The organism is Acidovorax sp. SUPP1855, assembly GCF_030158955.1.
In the GTDB taxonomy this organism is placed as follows: Bacteria; Pseudomonadota; Gammaproteobacteria; order Burkholderiales; family Burkholderiaceae_C; genus Paracidovorax.
The window spans coordinates 56,052-73,345 of sequence record NZ_BQXI01000009.1; the positions used below are offsets into that span (position 1 = coordinate 56,052).

A 17,294-nucleotide genomic window follows, 5' to 3' on the forward strand; every position below is an offset into this window, starting at 1 on the left:
GTGAAAAAACGTGCGGCTTCTGGGGGTTCAGGCATCGGCCATGGACAGCGCGGACTCCATGTCCACGGCCACGATACGCGAGACGCCCTGCTCCTGCATGGTCACGCCGATCAGTTGTTCGGCCATTTCCATGGCGATCTTGTTGTGGCTGATGAAAAGGAACTGCGTGCCGCTGCTCATGCTGGACACGAGCTTGGCATAGCGTTCGGTGTTGGCATCGTCCAGCGGCGCGTCCACCTCGTCCAGCAGGCAGAACGGTGCGGGGTTGAGCTGGAAGATGGCGAAGACGAGCGCGATGGCGGTCAGGGCCTTCTCGCCGCCCGACAGCAGGTGGATGGTCTGGTTCTTCTTGCCCGGCGGCTGCGCCATCACCTGCACGCCGGAGTCGAGGATTTCGTCGCCGGTGATGATGAGGCGCGCATTGCCGCCGCCGAACAGCTCGGGAAACATGCGCCCGAAATGGCCGTTCACCGTCTCGAAGGTGCCCGAGAGCAGTTCGCGGGTTTCGGCGTCGATCTTGCGGATCGCGTCCTCCAGCGTGTTCATGGCCTCGGTCAGGTCGGCGGTCTGCGAGTCGAGGAAGGTCTTGCGCTCGCGCGCGAGGTTCAGTTCCTCCAGCGCGGCGAGGTTGACGGCGCCCAGCGCCGCGATCTCGCGGTGCAGGCGGTCGATCTCGCTTTGCAGGCCGGCCGAGCGCACGCCGCCGGCCTCGATGGACTGCGCCACCGCCTCCAGGTCGGCCTGCGCGTCGGCCAGCAGCGTGGTGTACTGCTCCAGGCCCAGGCGCGCGGCCTGCTCCTTGAGCTGGAATTCGGTGATGCGGGCGCGCAGCGGATCGAGCGCGCGTTCCAGCTGCATGCGGCGCTCGTCGCTCGCGCGCAGCTTGGCGGTGAGGTCGTCGTATTCGCTGCGCTGGGCGCCCAGGGCTTTCTCGCGCTCCATCTTGAGGTCCAGCGCTTGCTGCAGGCCGCCCTGCGCCGCGGCGTCGGACAGTCGCGCCATCTCGTCGCGGGCGCGCTGCTGCTCGTCGGCCAGCGCGCGGGTCTGGCTGCCCGCCGTGTCCAGCGTGCGGGCGAGTTCGGCGCGGCGCGCCTCCAGGCTGCGGCGGGAGAACGTGGCCTCCTGCGCCTGGCGCTCCAGGCTGCGCTGCTGCTCGCGGCATTCGGCGAGCTTGCGCTCGGCGGCGATCACGCGCTCGTCCAGCTGCGCGTGGCGCTCCTGGCTGTCGGCCAGCTGCATGTCCAGCTCTTCGAAGCGCGCCTCGGCCGTCACGCGGCGCTCCTGCAGGTCGGCCAGCTGCGCCTCGACCTCGGCCAGGTCGGCGCCGATCTGCTCGCTGCGCGCGCGGGCCTGGTCGGCCAGCTGGGTCAGGCGCAGCGTTTCCACCTGCAGTTCGTGGGCGCGGCTTTGCGCCTCGCTGGCTTCGCGGCGCGCGGCCACGAGGCGCTGCGAGGCGTCCGCGTAGGCCGACTCGGCGCGCACCAGGGCCGTGCGCGACTCGTCGCTGATGAGGGCCTGGGCGCGCAGTTCCTTTTCGAGGTGCTCGATCTCCTGCGCGCGGGCCAGCAGGCCGGACTGCTCGGAGTCCTGGGCATAAAAGCTCACGCTGTGCGCGCTGACCGCATGGCCCGTGGGCACGTAGACCACCTCGCCGGGCTGCAGCGTGGGGCGGCGGTTCAGGGCCTCGTCGAGCGTCTGCGCGGTGTAGCAGCCCTGCAGCCAGTCGGTGAGCACGGCGCGCAGGCCGGCATCGCCCAGGCGCAGCAGGTCGGACAGGCGGGTGGCGGCGCCGGTGGGCTCGGGGATGCCGGCGGGCGGCGCGGTGTAGAAGGCCAGGCGGGCCGGGGGCGCATCGTTGCCGCCCGCGCCGAGAAAGCCGCGCACGCTGTCCAGCCGGCTGACTTCGAGGGCGCCCAGGCGCTCGCGCAGCGCGGCCTCCAGCGCGTTCTCCCAGCCGGGCTCGATGTGAATGCGGCTCCACAGGCCCTGCAGGCCGTCGAGGCCGTGGCGCGCCAGCCAGGGCTGCAGCTTGCCATCGGTCTTGACCTTTTCCTGCAGCGCCTTCAGCGCCTCCATGCGCGCCGACAGGTCAGCCTGGCGGGCGCTTTCCACGTTCACAGCCTGCTGGCGGGTGCGGCGGTCTTCGTCCAGCTGCGGCACGGACTCCTGCAGTTCGGCCAGCCTGGCCTCGGCCATTTCGGCGCCCTCCTGGGCGGCATCGAGCTGGCCGCGCAGGTTGACCAGCCGGGCCTCGTCGGGCGCGGCCAGCGCGTTGCGATCGGTGCGCAGGCGTTCGTGGCGGGCATCGAGCTGGCGGCTTTGCTCGTCGATGCTGCGCTGCTCGGCGGCCAGCACGCCGATCTGCTGCTGCACCTGCACCACGGCGCCGCGCTGCTCGTTGGCGCGCTGCTGCCCCTGGCGCAGCGCCTCTTCGAGGTCGGGCAGCTGCAGGGCCTGTTCCTCGACCTGGGCAGCCAGCAGTTCGGCACGCTCGTCGGCGTCCACGCCGGCACCGGCGAGGTTCTCCATCTCGTGTTCGGCCTCTTCCTTGCGGGCCGACCACTGCGCGATCTGCTCGGCAAGCTGGGCGAGGCGCAATTCCACGCGCTGGCGGCCTTCGACCACGTACCGGATTTCGGCCTCCAGGCGGCCCACTTCGGCCGTGGCCTCGTAGAGCTTGCCCTGGGCCTGGTTGACGTGGTCGCCCGCGGCGTAGTGCGCCTGGCGGATGGTTTCGAGGTCAGATTCGACCGAGCGCAGGTCGGCCATGCGCGATTCGAGGTCGTTCACGGCCTGCAGGCCGTCGGCGCGCACCTTGGCCTGCTCGGCCTCGGCATCGGCGCGCTTCAAGAACCACAACTGGTGCTGCTTGAGGGTGACGTCGGCCTGCAACGCGTTGTAGCGGGCGGCCACCTCGGCCTGCTTTTCCAGGCGCTCCAGGTTGGCGTTCAGCTCGCGCAAAATGTCTTCGACCCGCGTGAGGTTCTCGCGCGTGTCCGACAGCCGGTTCTCGGTCTCGCGGCGGCGCTCCTTGTACTTGGAGACGCCTGCGGCCTCTTCCAGGAACAGGCGCAGTTCTTCGGGGCGCGACTCGATGATGCGGCTGATGGTGCCCTGGCCGATGATGGCGTAGGCCCGCGGCCCCAGGCCCGTGCCCAGGAACACATCCTGCACGTCGCGCCGGCGCACGGGCTGGTTGTTGATGAAGTAGCTGCTGTTGCCGTCGCGGGTGAGCACGCGCTTGACGGCGATCTCGCCGTACTGGTTCCACTGCCCGCCGGCGCGGTGGTCGGCGTTGTCGAAGACCAGCTCCACGCTGGCGCGGCTGGCCTGCTTGCGGCTGGTGGTGCCGCTGAAGATCACGTCCTGCATGGACTCGCCGCGCAACTCGCTGGCCTTGGACTCCCCCAGCACCCAGCGCACCGCATCCATGATGTTGGACTTGCCGCAGCCGTTCGGGCCCACCACGCCCACCAGTTGGCCCGGCAGCATGAAGTTGGTGGGTTCTGCGAACGACTTGAAGCCGGCGAGTTTGATGGAGTTGAGACGCACGGGTCTGTGGGCGGGCTGGGGGCGTTGAAGCGCTCAAAACGGCGCGGCCGCGCCGCCGGGCGGGCCAGCGTGGCCAAGCCCCGGATGATACCGTGCCGGGGTGGCGCGGCTGCCAGGGAAACGGCCCGCTCCTACAGCCGCCGCCGCTTAGAGCCAAAAAGGCCTCCAGCACAATCAGTACTAGGGCATATAGCTATCAAAAAAGTAGCATCAGCCAGCGCGGGGCGCGAAGGCGATGATCGCCATGCCGGCCAGGGTGACGGCCACGCCCGCCAGGTCCCACGCGGTGGGGCGCACGCCGTCCACCGCCCAGAGCCAGCCGATGGCCACCGCCACGTAGACGCCGCCATAGGCCGCATACACCCGCCCGGCCGCGGCCGGATGCAGGGTGAGCAGCCAGGCGAACAGCGCCAGGCAGGCGGCGGCCGGCACCAGCAGCCAGGGGCTCGCGCCCTGGCGCAGCCACAGCCACGGCAGGTAGCAGCCCACGATCTCCGCCAGCGCGGTGACGGCGTACAGCGCCAGGGTTTTCAGCTCGAACATGGGAGGGCTCGGAACGATCGGCAGGGGCCGGCGCGCCCGCAGAAGTTGCCGCGCGGCGGGCGCCGGCCGGTGCCCATCACACGATCAGCGGGCTCTGGCCCGCGGCGTGGTCGATCACCAGGAGTTCGAAGCCGTCCACCGGCAGCGGCGGGCTGAGCAGGTAGCCCTGCCACACGTAGCACTGGTTGCGCGCCAGGAAGGCGCGCTGCGCCTCGGTCTCCACGCCCTCGGCGATCACGCGCAGGCCCAGGCTGGTGCCCAGGGCGACGATGGTGCGCGCGATGGCGGCGTCGTTGGGGTCGGTGAGCACGTCGCGCACGAAGCTCTGGTCGATCTTCAACTCGTCCAGCGGCAGGCGCTTGAGGTAGGCGAGCGAGGAGTAGCCCGTGCCGAAATCGTCGAGCGAAAAACCCACGCCATAGGCGCGCAGCTGGGCCATCTTGTCGATGGTGTCCTCCACGTCCTGCAGCAGCAGGCTTTCGGTCATCTCCAGCTTGAGACGGCGGCCATCGGCGCCGGTGCTCGCCAGCGCCGCCAGCACCTGGCCCACGAAGCCGCTCTGGTGGAACTGGCGCGCGCTCACGTTGACCGACAGGTCCAGGTGCGAAAGCGCCGGCCGCTGCGCCCACCGCGCCAGCTGCGCGCACGCCGCCTGCAGCACCCATTCGCCCAGCGGCAGGATGAGTCCGGTCTCTTCGGTCAGGGGAATGAAATCGGCCGGCGAGACGAAGCCGCGCACCGGGTGGCGCCAGCGCAGCAGCGCCTCGGCGCCGGTGATGCGGCCGTTGTCCATCTGCGGCTGGTAGAACAGCTCGAACTGCTGGAGCGCGATGCCCTCGCGCAGGTCCGATTCGAGGGCCGCGCGGGCCGCCACCGACGCCTGCATCTGCGGATCGTAGAACTGCAGGCTGTTGCGCCCGCCGGCCTTGGCCTGGTACATGGCCAGATCGGCGCGCTGCAGCAGTTCGTCCACCGTCTCGCGCACGCCCTGGAAGATGGTCACGCCCATGCTGAGCGTGCTGTGGTGGGCCTCGCCCTCCAGCACGAACGGGCGGCGCAGGGCCGCCAGGATCTTCTGGCCCATCTCTTCCGCCCGCGCGGCGGCGTCTTCGGGGCTGTCGCCCAGGTCTTCCAGCACCACGACGAACTCGTCGCCGCCATGGCGCGCCACGGTGTCTTCGGTCCGCACGCAGTCGCGCAGCCGCAGCGCCACCTGGCGCAGCAGCATGTCGCCGCGCTCGTGGCCCTGGGTTTCGTTCAGGGTCTTGAAGTTGTCCAGGTCGAGCATCAGCACCGCGCCGCAGCGCTGGCTGCGCGTGCTGGCGGCCAGGGCCTGCTGCAGCCGGTCGAGCAGCAGCCGGCGATTGGGCAGCTGGGTGAGCGGGTCGTAGTAGGCGAGGTAGCGGATCTCTTCCTCGGCCGCCTTGTGCTGGCTCATGTCCACCACGGTGATGAGTCGGTCGTCGCCCAGCGCCACGCCGGCCAGGTCCACCGTGCGCAGTTGCCCGCCCTTGCAGGTGATGGCGTGCTCGCGCGGCGCGACGGCCTCCCTGCCGGGCGGCTCGGCGCACACGGCCAGCCAGTCGGCGATGGCCTGCTCGCGCTGCGCCGCATCGGGAAACGCCAGGCGCCACCAGTCGTCCACCGTGGGGGCGTCCTCGGCGGTGTAGCCGCAGATCTGCACGAAGCGCTCGTTGCGAAAGCTCACCCCGCCGTCCTTGCGCACCAGGCACACACCCACGGGCAGGCGGTACAGGATGCCGCGCAGGCGCAGTTCGCTGTCGCGCTGGCTCTCTTCCATCTGCTTTCGCTCGGTGATGTCCTGCACCACGGCGATGGAATGGTTGGCGAAGTTGCCAGGCATGCGCATGGGCGACACCGTGAGGTCGGCCCAGATGACGCGCCCGTCCTTGTGGAAGTAGCGCTTTTCGTAGCGGAACTCCTCGATCAGCCCCGCGGCGATCTGCTGCATCAGCGACTCGCTGGCGACCAGATCGTCGGGGTGCGTGATGTCGCCCACCGTCTTGGCCGACAGCTCGGCTTCGGTGTAGCCCAGGATGTCGCAGAACTTGCTGTTGGCCCGCACGAAGCGGCGGCTGGCGGCCTCGACCTGCGCCACGCCCACGGCGGCCTGGTTGAACAGCGCGCGAAAGCGCTCTTCGCTCTCGCGCAGGGCCGAGCCGGCGGCGGTGGCAAAACTCACGGCCTGGGTGCGACGGCGCACCAGCAGCGTGATGAGCGCGGACAGCAGGGCCGTCACCAGCAGGCCGCCACCGCCCATGATCGCCGGCAACTGCGCCTCCGAGCGCGACAGGAAGGGCTGCAGGGGCTGGAAGGTGAGCCGCCAGCGCCGGTCGTGCACGCGCAGCTCGCGTTCGTAGCGCTCCACGGCGGGCCGCACGCCGCTCTCCAGCGCCAGCAGCGGCCGCTCGGAGGACGCAGAGGCATCGCGCACCGAGCCGATGTCCCGCACCGACATGCCCACGCCCCGCAACTGGCCCTCGGACTGCAGGGCCTTCACTATGTCGTAGAACCGTATCGTGGCGGCCACCGAGCCGACGTAGCGGCGCACGCCGCCCGCGCCGTCGTCGAACACGGGCAGCCGGATCACGAAGCCGGCGCGGTTGTCGCGCTCCTGCAGCAGATCGAACGGCTCCGAGGCCACGATTTGCCCGGTGTCGCGGCTGTAGCGGATGGACGCCATGGTGGCCGGCAGCGAGCCGACGTCCAGGCCCACGACATACTCGTTGCCCGCGATGGGCCAGATGTAGTCGGCCACGTGGTATTCCGGCCGGTCGCCGGGCGGGCGGATGGCGAACGTGGACTGGGCGCCCGTTCGCGCGAGGTCATCGGCCCGCACCCGGGCCTCGTAGGCCTCCTTGTCGGCATGCGGCACAAAGCGGGTGAAGGCCACGTTCTTCACGCCGGGATAGTGCTGGGCAAGGCGCAGCTCGCGCGCCGCGTGCTCGAAATCGGCGCGCCCCAGGCGCGGGTTGACCAGGAACAGGCTGCGCAGGCCGACCACCAGTTCGGTGTGCGAGGCGATGCGGCTCTCCAGCGCCGTGGTGAACGAACGCGCCTCCTGGGTGAACCGCTCGCGTGCGATGCGCGCCACCGAGTCGCTCTGCTGCTGCCATAGCGCCCAGCTGGCGGCGGTGCCGACCAGCGCGCAGAGCAGCCCTGGCAGCCAGGGCCAGCGTTGCAATCGCAGTGCTTTCGGAAGCGTCATGGGCAGATGGAGGAAATCCCGGGCGCGGCGCGGGGAATCCGTCCACGATAACCCACGAGGATAGCCACAATCGACGTCGGTTTTGGCGTCAATAGCCTTGATGTTCTTTTTTGTAACAATGGCTTGGCCGTTTTCCATAGCCATTGCCGTGCGCGCGCCGGTGTTGGCGCCCTATCCTCTCGCCCTGGTGCCCTGCCTGGGCGCCCGTCCCGGCTCCCGAACCCCTCAGAAAGTTGCCCCATGCTGTACAACGCACTCCAATTAATCCATGTCCTGGCGATCATCGTTTGGCTGGGGGGCATGGCCTTCGCCCATTTCTTCCTGCGCCCGGCGGCCCAGGCGCTGGAGCCTGCCCACCGCGTGGCGCTGATGCACGGCGTGCTGCAGCGTTTTCTGGGGGCGGTGCTGGTGGCGGTCGTGCTGGTGCTGTCCAGCGGGCTGTGGATGATCGGCAACGTCGCCCGTGCAGCGGCGCAGTCGGGCGGCCAGTTTTCCATGCCGCTGTCGTGGACGATCATGGCCACGCTGGGCATCGTGATGATGGCCCTGTTCGGCCACGTGCGGTTCGCGCTGTTCAAGCGCCTGCAGCGCGCGGTGGCGGCGAACGACTGGGCCGCCGGCGGCAAGGCCCTGGCATCCATCCGCACCTGGGTGGGGGTCAACCTGGCGCTGGGGGTGATCGTGGTGGCGGTGGTGTTCCTGGTGCGGTGACAGCCGCCCCTCTGCCCGGCACAATCGCCGCTGCCCATAACCACACAGAGGGAGCCCGAGATGAGCCGACCGAAATCCGGCGCCGTGATTTTCGCCAGGGACTTGCCCAAGGTCGCCCGTTTCTACGAGGTGCTGCTGTCCATGCGGCTGGTCGAGCGACAGCCCGGCCACATCGTGCTGGAGTCGGACGATGTCCAGCTGGTGGTGCACAGCATGCCTGCAGCGGCACGGTCCGCTGCGGGGGCAGCCTCGGCGTCCACGCCCCCGGCCCGCAGAACCGAAGTGCCCGTCAAGCTGTTCTTTGCCGTTGACAGCCTGGCCGCCACCCGCGACGCCGCAGTGGCACTGGGTGGAGGGCTGAGCCCCGCGCAGCGCGAGTGGGAAGCCCGCGGCTTCCGGGCCTGCGACGGGCACGATCCGGAAGGGAACGTGGTGCAGTTCAGGGAAAGCGCCGGATAGCGCGGCGTGCCGGTAGGCAAAAGAAAGAAAGAAAGAAAAGCACCGGAGGATTTAAGCCACGCCTAAGTTGGCGCCGCAATCATGGCACCCAGGCAGCCCGCTTTGATTGATCTCCTCCTCCCTCCTGGGCTGTCTTTTCCAACCCGCTTCGGCGGGTTTTCTTTTTTGCACGGCGCTCGCGCGCGAGCGTGAAACAGGCAGGAAGCCTGCGGCCCCTGGTCAGCCTCTGACGGCGTCTGCCCCGCGGACTCGTACCCACGGAACCAGAAGACCCAGCACGCGCGGGCGCCACGCCAGCGTGAAGGCGATGCACAGCGCCGCGCCCGCCAGCGCCATCACCCAGACCAGCGAGGCCATCGAGCCGTGGTCCACGCTCAGGCACAAGGCCAGCGATCCCGCCAGCGCGGCCACGCCGGCCCAGCGCAGCCACGCCACGGTGCGCCGGGGCTGCAGCACGCCATCGCCCAGTGCCTGTGCCCAGTGCACCTCCATGGCCAGGGCCAGCCAGCCCAGACCGGCCCCATTGGCGGCCAGCGCAGCCAGCAACAGCAGCGCGTCAAGCACGGGTGGCCTCCGGCACGCCCTGCGCGGCGCGGGCCTGTGGCGCGGCGGCGCCCAGCGCGCGGCGGCGAAGCCTGCGCGCGGCCACCACGGCGAGGGCCGCGCTGGCGAGCAGCGCCAGGTCCATGCCGGCCACGGGCCAGTAGCCGTTGGCGATGGTGCGCAGCAGGTGGTCCCCGGTCGTCGCCCAGTTCAGCAGCACCGCCGCCACCGCCAGCGCAGCAGCGGCCCAGCACTGCTCGCTCCAGGCCGGCGCCATGCGGGCCTGCGCCACCGGTGCCGTGCGCCACACGCCATGCAGGAAGGCCAGCACCCAGGCGCCCCAGAACACGGATTGCTCCCAGGTGCCCCGGCCCGGCAGATCGGTCGGCAGCACCCGGTTGCCGATCAGCATGGCGAAGGTGGCGATGAGCATGCCGGTCACGGTGGTCACCGCGAAGGCGTCCACCCAGCGCGCGCCGGAGAGGCCTTGCCTGGCGTGCTGGCGCTTGCGCTTTTCCACGAAGAAGATGAAGCCGGTGGCGATGCACACGCAGCCCGACAGGCCACCCAGCACGTACAGCCAGCGCAGCAGCCAGTGCCGGAAATGCTGCAGGTGCAGGCCGGTGAGGAAGTTGTTGATGCCCGCGACCGCCGTGGGCGGCGGGTCTTCGCGCAGCACCTCGCCGGTGGCGCCCTTGAAGTGGATGCCCTCGCCCGTGAGCGTGACGCGGTCGGTGCCGGCGCGGAACACGCTCACGTAGGCATTGGCATCGCCCACGTGCTGCACGTTCAGGTAGCCGACCTCGCCCGCCATGCCCTTGGCGGCCCAGCGGCGCTGGGCCTCGGCCACCATGGCGTCCACCGAGGCGAGCGTGCCGGGCGTGCCCGCGCGCTTGGCCGGCAGGCCGGTCTCCAGCGCTTCGTGCTGCTCATGCAGTTCGTGCAGCGGATGCAGCTGGGTTTCGGTAACGGGAAAGTAGATGCCGCCGAAGATCACCAGACCCGAAAGCGCGAAGATGAAATGGAACGGCAGCGCCACCACGCCGGTCAGGTTGTGCAGATCGAGGGCGCTGCGCTGGGTGTGCTTGCGCGGCCGGAAGGTGAACATCTCGCGGAAGATCTTGCGGTGCATGACCACGCCGCTGACCAGCGCCACCAGCATCATCAGCGCGGCTAAGCCCACGATCCAGTAGCCCAGGCTCTTCCATTCCAGGTGCAGGCTGTAGTGCAGCGGGTAGAGGAACCGGCTGCCGATCTTGAGGTGGTCGTCCGGCAGCGGCTGGCCGTTGCGCGGGTCGATGGTGCGCGTGCCCCAGACCTGGTCGTCCGCGTCCTTGGCGTTGGGCAGGGCGAAGCTGGCGAACATGCCGAGCACCGGATCGCGGTGGGTGGTGTAGGCGCCCCAGCTGTTCACCACGGGAAAGGTGTCTGCCAGCGGGCCGTTCACCCGGCTGCGCGCCGCCTCGAGGTTGGCGGCATCGGGCCGCGTCATGGTTCGGAAGGCCGGCTGCAGCACGCGGTCGAACGACGGCATGGGCTGCGGGGCGAACCGGGTTTCGGGAATGGCCCAGCGGTCGATCTCGCGGTCGAACACCGACAGCGAGCCGAAGAAGAAAACGACCATGAGCACGAAGCCCAGCACCAGGCCGAACCAGGTGTGCAGCCAGGCCATGGTGAGCCGAAAGTTCTGGAACACGGGACAAATGCCTTTCCGCTAAAGACAGCACAGACAGGACCGACACGGCAACGGGACGGACACGAAAACCGCCGGCACAGGGCCGGTCAGATCAGGGCCATCTGCACCAGCGACGCGGTGCCGGCCATCAGGGCGCCGCCCCCCGCCAGCACCAGCCAGACGCGGCCGAGCCGGGAATCCGAAAAGGCCCACAGGAAGGCCACCAGAAACACGATGAAGCCCACGATGTAACCCATGGCTTCGGCATCGTGGAACGGCATGCCTGCCGCGAATGCCAGGCCCACGCACAGCGCGATGAACCCCCAGGTGAACGCGTAGCCGCCCAGCATGCCGGCCGCGATGCGCGAGACCACATGCAGGCGGGACGCTGCAGTGCTGCCAGCCATCGTTTGCCTTGATTTCAAAATGCGATTAGTTCTCAATTATGCCTGCGGATGTTTTCCCCGAAAATCCATGCGCGGCATGGGCCCACCCTGCCGGACCGGACTGTCGCGCCAGCCGGCTATGCTCTGCGCCTTGCCCTGCCCGGCCTTCTTCGCACCTTCTTCGCCTCTTCCTTGCTTATGTCACGTGCCCGCCTCACCCTCCTGACCCTGCTGCTGGCCATGCTGGCCGCCATCGCCGCCACGGCCTGGTGGGTGGCGCAGGGCCGCATGCGCGCCGCACGCGCCCAGGTCGCGCAGTTGCAGCAGGAGGTGAGCCAGAAGACCGAGCAGTTGCTGGGCTACACGCGCTACACCGACTACCTCACAGTGGGCAAGCAATCGCTGTCGGAGCAGATGAAGCTCATGGCGGCCACCGTGGTGCGCGAGGAAGGCACCACCCAGATCGTCGAAAAATCCGTGCTGGGCCTGGCCTCCACGGGCGTGGTGGCGATCTGGTACTCGGCCGAATATTCGTTCGGCTACGACCTGCGGCCCCAGAGCTACGAGCTGCGCAGCACCCCGGCCGGCATCGAGATCCACCTGGCCAAGCCGACGCTGGTGGCGACCCCGGCCATCAGCCAGCTGCGCCACCGCGTGCTGTCGGGCGGCCTGCTGACCGACAACAAGGGCGCGGTCATCCGCCTCACGCAGGAGGCGTCGCAGCGCGCGGCCAAGCAAGGCGCGGCCATGGCATCGGACCCGGCCGTGATGGCGCTGTGCGAAAAGAGCCTGATCGCGTTCCTGTCGGATTTCCTCTCGCGCCAGCCCGGGGTCAAGGCCGTGCCGCGCATCACGGTGGTGTACCGATAGGCCTTCGGGCAACGGCCGGAGGGCCGCTTTGGCACAGCCGGTCAGCGCAGCGCGACGTGCGTGATCCACAGGGTGAGCAGCGCCGCGCCCAGCCCCAGGGGCATCACCCAGGCGCCCAGCCGCAGGAACTGCCAGCCACTGACCGATTGGCCCTCACGCCGCAATGCGGCCAGCCACAGCAGTGTGGCCAGCGAACCGGTGATCGACAGGTTGGGCCCGATGTCGATGCCCATCAGGGCCGCGGCCCGCATCGACGGCGAGGCGTTCGCGGCATCCAGCGCCGCCCCGGCCAGCAGGCCGGCGGGCAGGTTGTTGACCAGATTGGCGGCGATGCCCAGCAAGGCGCCCACCCCCACGTCCGCGCCGCCCGGCCAGGCCGTGGCCGCCTTGCGCAAGGCATCGGCCAGCAGCCCCACCACGCCGGTGTACTCCAGGGCCTGCACGAACACGAACAGCCCCGCCACCAGCGGCAGAACGCTCCAGGACACCGAGCGCACCGTGGGCCAGACAGCGCTGCCGCACCCGATGCGCAGCAGCGCCAAGGTCACCAGGGCCGCTCCCAGCGTGGGCCAGCCCAGCGGCACCCGCAGCCACGCGCAGGCCACCAGCACCACCACCGACACGGCCAGACCGGCGGCCGCCAGGGCGCCGCCCCGGCTCAAGGGACTGGGAGGCACTTCGGTGCGGATCGTGGCGTCTATGCGGTGGCGCAGCGCGAACCGCAGCGCCAGGAAGGTCGCGGCGATGGACGCCAGCGAAGGCAGCGCGAACAGCGCCAGCCACTGCGGCAGCGGCGGCATGTGCCCGCCCCAAAGCACCAGATTGGCCGGGTTGGAGATGGGCAGCACGAAGCTCGCCGCATTGGCGACGAAGGCGCAGATGAACAGGTAGGGCAGCGGCGAGGCGCCCACCGCGCGGGCCACGGCGAACACCGCAGGGGTCAGCACCACCGCGGTCGCATCGTTGGACAGGAACACCGTGACCAGCGTACCCACCAGATAGACCCAGGTGAAAAGCCGGCTGCCCGAACCGCCGGCACGGCGGGCCGCCAGCGCCGCCAGCCAGTCGAACACGCCTTCGCGGCGCGCCATCTCGGACAGCAGCATCATCCCGGCCAGGAACAGGTACACGTCTTCGCCGCGCAGCACGCCCTTCCAGGCCTGGCTGGCCGGCAGCAGCCCGAAACCCACCAGCGCCAGGGCACCCGCCACGGCCCAAACCGCTTCGGGCAGGCGCCAGGGGCGAAGGATGACCGCACTGGTCGCCACGGCGACCACGCCCCAAATCCACTGCTGCGGTGCAAGCATGAAAGCCTTTTTTCCAAAGATTGATCGACGGCAGGAAAGAGGGCAAAAGAAAGAGCGCCCAGGACACGGGCGGCGCGCCTGCCGTTCGCCCCGGCCGCCCTGCGGGGGGATTCTATGCAGCGGCCCGAGGCGCAACACGTCGGACACGATCGAAGGATCGGGATGGCGAAACGGCCGCACCAAGACCCCGCGGGCACACGGCGGGCCGCCGCCCCTTACGATGGCGGCCCAAGGAGTTGAGCCTGTGTTTGAGTTTTTCGAAAAGCGACTGCCCCCCTACCCCGGCAACGAACCCACCCTGCCCCCCAAGGATTTCATGGCCTTCGTGTGGTCCGGCACACGCGGGCTGCGCCGCTACGTGGTGATGATGGCGGGCCTGTCGGCCGCCATCGCGGTGTACGAGGCCCTGCTGTTCGCCGTGCTGGGCCATGTGGTGGACTGGCTTATCCAGGTCAGCCCCGCGGCGCTGTGGGCCGAGCGCCGGGGCACGCTGGCGCTGGTGATCGGCATGCTGCTGGGCAGCATCGTGCTGGTGGCGGTGCAGACCAGCGTCAAGCACCAGACACTGGCCATCAATTTCCCGCTGCGCCTGCGCTGGAACTTCCACCGGCTGATGCTGGGCCAGAGCATGGCCTTCTATGCCGACGAGTTCGCGGGCCGCATCACCACCAAGATCATGCAGACGGCCCTGGCCGTGCGCGACATGATCTTCACCACGACCGACGTGGTGATCGGCATGGGGGTGTACCTGTTCACCATCCTGCTGCTGGCCGCCGGCTTCGACCTGCGGCTGCTGGTGCCCTTTCTGCTGTGGATCGTCTGCTACGGCCTGGCCTGCTGGTACTTCGTGCCGCGCCTGGGCCAGGTGGGCAAGGCGCAGGCCGACGCACGGTCGGTGATGACCGGGCGCATCACCGACGCCTACACCAACATCGCCACCGTCAAGCTGTTCTCGCACACCCGGCGCGAGGCCGAGTTCGCCCGCGCGGCCATGGATGCGTTCAAGCACACGGGCTACGCGCAGATGCGCCTGGTGAGCCGGTTCGAGATCGTGAACCACATTCTGGTGGTGGCCATGATGATGGGCGCCTGCGGCACGGCCCTGTGGCTGTGGTCGCTGGGCCAGGTGGGCGCGGGCGCAGTGGCGGCCGTCACCGCGATGGCGCTGCGCGTGTCGGGCCACGCCCACTGGGTGATGTGGGAGATGACCACGCTGTTCGAGAGCGTGGGCACCATCCAGGACGGCATCAACACCCTCACCCGGCCACGCACGGTGGTGGACGCGCCCGATGCGCGCCCCCTGGCCGTGCCGCGCGGCGAGGTGCGGTTCGACAACGTGACCTTCGCCTACCAGGGCGGCAAGCCGGTCATCGACCGCTTGAACCTCACCATCCGGCCGGGCGAGAAGATCGGCCTGATCGGCCGTTCGGGCGCCGGCAAATCGACGCTGGTGAACCTGCTGCTGCGCTTTCACGACGTGCAGACCGGCCGTGTGCTGATCGACGGCCAGGACATCGCCCACGTGACACAGGACAGCCTGCGCCAGGCGATCGGCATGGTCACGCAGGACACCTCCCTGCTGCACCGCTCGATGCGCGACAACATCCTCTACGGCCGGCCCGACGCGAGCGAGCAGGACCTGCACGCGGCGGCCCTGCGGGCTCAGGCCGCGGACTTCATCGACACGCTGACCGACCTGCAGGGCCGTCGCGGCTACGACGCCCACGTGGGCGAGCGCGGCGTGAAGCTCTCGGGCGGCCAGCGCCAGCGCGTGGCCCTCGCGCGGGTGATGCTCAAGGATGCGCCCATCCTGCTGCTGGACGAGGCCACCAGCGCGCTGGACTCCGAGGTCGAGGCCGCCATCCAGCAGAGCCTGGACGGGCTGATGCAGGGCAAGACGGTGATCGCCATCGCCCACCGCCTGTCCACCATCGCCGCGATGGACCGCCTCATCGTGCTGGATGCCGGGCAGGTCATCGAAGAAGGCACGCACGCGCAGCTGCTGGCACAGGGCGGTGTGTATGCCCGACTCTGGGGCCACCAGAGCGGCGGATTCCTGGGCGAGTCGGAAGAGGACTGAACGCGGCGCGCCGGGGCCTTGCCTCGGCAGGGCCCCGGCGCAGATTCCACGCCGGCAGATAGCTATCATTCATATAGCAATCTGGCAACCATGTCCGAGCGCATTACCGGAGGTTACAGGTCGGCGGCGCCGTGCTCTTTAGACTCGCGCCTTTCCCAGCGCAATGCGGTTGACCCCGCAGGCCGCACCTTCCCTCCCCTTCCCTCCCCTTCCCTCCCCTTCCTACCCATTCATCACTCTTCAGAGGGAATCCCATGTCCGTTGCATCCATTCTCGGCATCTCGATCGGCGCAGGCGTCGGCACCTATTTTTCGCTCAAGAAAAACCCCATGCCGCAGGGCAAGCGCGTGCTCATGTGCGTGGGCGCCGGCGTCGTCGTTTTCGTGCTGCTCAAGATCATTCTCTGAGCGGCGCGGCGGCCCCGCGCTGCGGCAGCGGGGCCTTGCAGCCATGGCGAGACGGCCGCCACAGCGCCGCCGCACTCCCCTTCCTCCCTTCTAACTTCCCACGCTTTCAGGCCGTCCTCCGGCGCCCGGGCATCACGTCCCGAACACCAGCGCCTTGTGCAGCCACACGCCCGCCATCAGCCCGTTGGCGGATGCCAGCGTCGCGTTGTGGCCCGGCATGGCCGCGTCTCCCGCGGCGAACACACCGGGCACCGTGGTCTGCTGCGTGGCATCGGTGCGGATCACCAGGCCGGCCGGCCCCTCATCGAAGGCGCAGCCCAGTTGCTCGGCCAGCGGGCTGGCCATGTGCGTGCGCGGCGGTACGAACAGGGCCTCGATCGGCACCCGGCGGCCATCTTCCAGGCGCACGCCCGACAAGGCGGGCGCACCCCCTTCCACGCCCGCAATGCGCGCCGGCTCGAGGGCAATGCCGCGGGCAGCCAGTTGCGCCAGCGATTCGGCATCGGGCGCATCATGGCCATTCAGGAACAGCGTCATCGGGCCCCAGTCGGCCACGAGCAGCGCGTGGTGCACCGAAGCGGGCGCGGCGTACAGCGTGCCCAGCGGTCGGCCACCGACCTCGTAGCCGTGGCAGTACGGGCAATGCAGCACGGTGGCACCCCAGCGCTCGCGCAGGCCGTCGACGGCGGGCAGTTCGTCCCGCACGCCGGTGGCCAGCAGCAGCTTGCGGGCGGCCAGCGACTCGCCCGAATCCAGCGTCACGGCGAATTCACCATCATCGCCTTCGGCCACCGGGCCCGTGGCGCGCGCCTGCGTCGCCGTTCCCGCCTTGAACGTGACGGACGGATAGGCCAGGAGCTGGCGGCGCGCCAGCGCGATCATGTCCTGCGACCGCTCGCCGTCCTGGCCGAAGAACCCGTGTGATGCCGCCGCGAAGCGGTTGCGCGGAGCGCCTGCATCCACCACGCACACGCTGCGCCGGGCGCGGGCGATCTGCATGGCGGCGGACAGCCCGGCAAAGCTGCCGCCGATGACCAAGGCATCAAACCGCATGGGACACCTCCTTCATCGACAGGCCACTCTGGGCAAAGCGGCGGTGGAAGTCGCGCGACAGATCGGCCAGGGTGATCTGCTCCAGGCGCGCCAGCATCAGCGCCTCGGCCTCGCGGTAGGTGCCGTCGAGCGCGGCGTTCACCGCCTGCTCCACCAGGCATTCCGGGCGCTCGGTGCGGTGGCCGACTGCCAAGAACGGCGGCTCGCCCACGGCGCGGTGGATGTCGGCCAGGCTCACCTCCTCCAGCGGGCACGACAGCACCCACCCGCCGCCATGGCCCTTGGCCGAGGCGACGAAGCCCGCCTCGCGCAGGCCCGCCATCACCCGCCGCACGACGACGGGATGCGTGTGCATGGCCTGCGCCAGCGATTCGGAGGTGGACGGGGTGTCGTTCTCGGCCATGTGCAGCAGCACGTGGAGAACGCCGGATAGCTTGCTGTCTTGTTTCATGCAACATTATTAGTTGCATGAAAAAGAT

Annotated in this window: 14 protein-coding genes; 5 read left to right on the top strand and 9 right to left on the bottom strand. The window is 69.5% G+C overall.

Translation table 11 applies throughout. The annotated features are described in order from the left end of the window. Positions 1-27: 27 nt before the first annotated feature. The 3 genes from smc to AVMA1855_RS10085 form a co-directional block, all read right to left on the bottom strand. A complete protein-coding gene (gene smc, locus AVMA1855_RS10075) occupies positions 28-3,552 on the bottom strand; it encodes a chromosome segregation protein SMC (RefSeq protein WP_272569535.1) in 3,525 nt (1,174 codons plus the stop codon). Between the two features lie 210 nt (positions 3,553-3,762). Further along, the gene (locus AVMA1855_RS10080; RefSeq protein ID WP_272569537.1) at positions 3,763-4,095 is read right to left on the bottom strand and encodes a YnfA family protein; all 333 of its coding nucleotides are present in this window, start codon (positions 4,093-4,095) and stop codon (positions 3,763-3,765) included. Positions 4,096-4,171: 76 nt separating this feature from the next. Then, the gene (locus AVMA1855_RS10085) at positions 4,172-7,324 is read right to left on the bottom strand and encodes a bifunctional diguanylate cyclase/phosphodiesterase (protein ID WP_284425602.1); all 3,153 of its coding nucleotides are present in this window, start codon (positions 7,322-7,324) and stop codon (positions 4,172-4,174) included. A 240-nt stretch (positions 7,325-7,564) separates the two neighbouring features. Between AVMA1855_RS10085 and AVMA1855_RS10090 the strand changes: the two genes are divergently transcribed. Together AVMA1855_RS10090 and AVMA1855_RS10095 are read left to right on the top strand one after the other, a co-directional pair. Further along, positions 7,565-8,035 carry a CopD family protein gene (locus AVMA1855_RS10090; RefSeq protein WP_284425603.1) on the top strand — a complete coding sequence of 157 codons (471 nt, stop codon included), beginning with the start codon at positions 7,565-7,567 and terminating at the stop codon, positions 8,033-8,035. Between the two features lie 60 nt (positions 8,036-8,095). After that, positions 8,096-8,494, top strand: a complete 399-nt coding sequence (locus AVMA1855_RS10095) for a VOC family protein (RefSeq protein WP_284425604.1) — start codon at positions 8,096-8,098, stop codon at positions 8,492-8,494. A 219-nt stretch (positions 8,495-8,713) separates the two neighbouring features. On the opposite strand, the gene AVMA1855_RS10100 is transcribed toward AVMA1855_RS10095, so the two are convergent. The 3 genes from AVMA1855_RS10100 to AVMA1855_RS10110 form a co-directional block, all read right to left on the bottom strand. Then, positions 8,714-9,058 carry a DUF3325 domain-containing protein gene (locus AVMA1855_RS10100; RefSeq protein WP_284425605.1) on the bottom strand — a complete coding sequence of 115 codons (345 nt, stop codon included), beginning with the start codon at positions 9,056-9,058 and terminating at the stop codon, positions 8,714-8,716. After that, positions 9,051-10,733: a PepSY-associated TM helix domain-containing protein gene (locus AVMA1855_RS10105; protein ID WP_284425606.1), complete on the bottom strand. Its 1,683-nt coding sequence runs from the start codon at positions 10,731-10,733 to the stop codon at positions 9,051-9,053. The genes AVMA1855_RS10100 and AVMA1855_RS10105 overlap by 8 nt, the downstream gene beginning before the upstream one ends. An 86-nt stretch (positions 10,734-10,819) precedes the next feature. Then, positions 10,820-11,119, bottom strand: a complete 300-nt coding sequence (locus AVMA1855_RS10110; RefSeq protein ID WP_272569545.1) for an iron uptake protein — start codon at positions 11,117-11,119, stop codon at positions 10,820-10,822. Between the two features lie 177 nt (positions 11,120-11,296). On the opposite strand from AVMA1855_RS10110, the gene AVMA1855_RS10115 reads away from it, so the two are divergent. Beyond that, positions 11,297-11,968: a hypothetical protein gene (locus AVMA1855_RS10115; RefSeq protein WP_284404359.1), complete on the top strand. Its 672-nt coding sequence runs from the start codon at positions 11,297-11,299 to the stop codon at positions 11,966-11,968. Positions 11,969-12,009: 41 nt separating this feature from the next. Here the strand turns inward: AVMA1855_RS10115 and AVMA1855_RS10120 are convergent, their stop codons facing one another. Beyond that, positions 12,010-13,275, bottom strand: a complete 1,266-nt coding sequence (locus tag AVMA1855_RS10120; protein ID WP_284425607.1) for an SLC13 family permease — start codon at positions 13,273-13,275, stop codon at positions 12,010-12,012. A gap of 244 nt (positions 13,276-13,519) precedes the next feature. Here AVMA1855_RS10120 and AVMA1855_RS10125 point away from each other — a divergent pair, with 244 nt between their 5' ends. Together AVMA1855_RS10125 and AVMA1855_RS10130 are read left to right on the top strand one after the other, a co-directional pair. Then, positions 13,520-15,355 (top strand): ABC transporter ATP-binding protein, encoded by a 1,836-nt coding sequence (locus AVMA1855_RS10125; RefSeq protein ID WP_284425608.1) that lies wholly within the window; start codon positions 13,520-13,522, stop codon positions 15,353-15,355. A gap of 254 nt (positions 15,356-15,609) precedes the next feature. Beyond that, positions 15,610-15,762 carry a hypothetical protein gene (locus AVMA1855_RS10130; RefSeq protein WP_272569550.1) on the top strand — a complete coding sequence of 51 codons (153 nt, stop codon included), beginning with the start codon at positions 15,610-15,612 and terminating at the stop codon, positions 15,760-15,762. Positions 15,763-15,894: 132 nt separating this feature from the next. Here the strand turns inward: AVMA1855_RS10130 and AVMA1855_RS10135 are convergent, their stop codons facing one another. Next, positions 15,895-16,815, bottom strand: coding sequence for an NAD(P)/FAD-dependent oxidoreductase (locus AVMA1855_RS10135; protein WP_284425609.1), 921 nt, complete (start codon positions 16,813-16,815; stop codon positions 15,895-15,897). Then, positions 16,805-17,266, bottom strand: a complete 462-nt coding sequence (locus AVMA1855_RS10140) for an Rrf2 family transcriptional regulator (protein ID WP_284425610.1) — start codon at positions 17,264-17,266, stop codon at positions 16,805-16,807. The genes AVMA1855_RS10135 and AVMA1855_RS10140 overlap by 11 nt, the downstream gene beginning before the upstream one ends. Positions 17,267-17,294 lie beyond the last annotated feature (28 nt).